Origin of the sequence: Gilliamella sp. App2-1 (assembly GCF_001690255.1) — a bacterium.
Lineage (GTDB): Bacteria > Pseudomonadota > Gammaproteobacteria > Enterobacterales > Orbaceae > Gilliamella > Gilliamella apicola_G.
Window position 1 is genome coordinate 1 of the sequence record NZ_LZGR01000052.1, and the last position, 1,726, is coordinate 1,726.

The following is a 1,726-nucleotide window of genomic DNA, read 5'->3' on the forward strand; positions in this document are numbered from 1 at the left end:
ATTATGCCATATCTCCCTCTATTCAAAACATAGAAAATGCATTAATTCACTATTTTTACTTACAAAAAATAATTCAGAAAGATCGTTGATTTAATTAAATTTTTTGTTTTTTTAGCGTTAGCCAAGGGCTTTGACATCAAGGTTGGCAACAACACCAAATTAAAAGCAACTGACAAAGGTACCTTCTTAAACGACGAGCAGTAACAAAAAGTCTACGAAGATGCTTACAAAGAAGCGATGAATCAAGGCATGTCGGCGATGGGCAGTGAAACCCGTCAAGGCATTGACATGGCGGTCAATCTTATCAACGGCATCATCAGTGGCGACATGACAGGGGCGGTTGCAGGGGCACTGGCACCAAAAATTGCCAGTGCCATAAAAAAACAAACCGAGCATTACAACCCTGAAACCGGCAAATGGGAAACAGACCACATTGCCAACACGGTCAGCCATGCCATCTTGGGCGGGGTGGTTGCGCAGCTGCAAGGCAACTCTGCCCTAGTGGGTGGCTTAGGCGCTGCCGCAAGTGAACGCAGTGCGGATGCTATTGCAGGTATCCTTTACCCCGATAAAGACATCAAAGACCTAAGCCAAGAAGAAAGACAACAAATCAGCGCACTAACCCAACTCGCGACTGGCCTAGCTACCGCCGCGGCGGGTGGTGATGTTCAAGATATCAATACTGGCGTTGCGGCGGGGAAAAATGCGGTTGAGAATAATTCTGCAGCAATGCTAGCATGGGAGAATGAAACAAGATTCAATGAACAACTACAGCTTCTAGAATTATTTGATGGAGATGGTGAAAAAGTCATTGCATATGTTCAAGGTGAAGGGACAGGACAGCTTGACGGAATTTCAGACGGCGCTGCTAATGCAGTATCAGGTATTATAGATACTGTTGCACACCCTATAAATACAGCTGTAGGTATATATGAAGTGGTCACGAACTTAGATAAAGTTTATGATAATATAAAGATTTCGGTAACTGAATGGCAAGAACTTTATGAATTTGCTTTAGAACATGATCCTGAATCAGCTGGTTATATGATTGGATATGCCCAAGGAAGAATTGGGAGTGAAATTACTAGTGGATTTGTGTTGGGAAATGCTGCTTCAAAAGTTGTTCAAAAGGTAGCCCAATTAAAAACCTTATCTGGAGTAGCTGATAAAATTATTGCTTATAATAGATCTGGTAGTGGCTTAAAAGCTGATCCATCGCATAGAGCAGCAAGCTTCATTACCAAAGAACAACTTAAAAAAGGTAAGGTATTTACAATAACAGGCGGTGATGGTGTTAAGCGAACCTTATTACAAACAGAAGGTTCTTTTAATGGTAAAAGTGGTATATTTGAATATATTATAGATCCTAAAACTCAAAATATTACACATCAACGGTTTATTTCAGGTGGTAAAATAAATGGGAAACCTAATCAGAAGGTTAAATAATCATGAATTTTAATTTAAATAAAAATAGAATTTATCTAAATTGGAAAGATATTTCATGGGGATATCGAAATCATATTATTGGCTGGAAAGATGTCATCAATTATGCAAATGATATGATTATTAATGGTAGTAGTAATCAAGATGTATTTGAACTATCAATGGTTAATTCCTCTAATATTTTTGAGTTAGATGATTTATTGAATAAAATTGCTGGGTCTTTAGAGAATTATAGTAACGCAAAATGGTTATATATTTTGTTACTACAATTATATAATATTCG

At 38.0% G+C, this 1,726-nt stretch carries 2 protein-coding genes; both read left to right on the forward strand.

The genetic code is table 11. The features are described 5' to 3' along the window. Nucleotides 1–237 precede the first annotated feature (237 nt). Nucleotides 238–1,446 carry a VENN motif pre-toxin domain-containing protein gene (locus A9G22_RS07190; protein WP_075508595.1) on the forward strand — a complete coding sequence of 403 codons (1,209 nt, stop codon included), beginning with the start codon at nucleotides 238–240 and terminating at the stop codon, nucleotides 1,444–1,446. A gap of 2 nt (nucleotides 1,447–1,448) precedes the next feature. Beyond that, nucleotides 1,449–1,726, forward strand: a 278-nt coding sequence (locus A9G22_RS07195; protein ID WP_141670001.1) for a DUF2247 family protein, incomplete at its 3' end; no start/stop codon positions are given.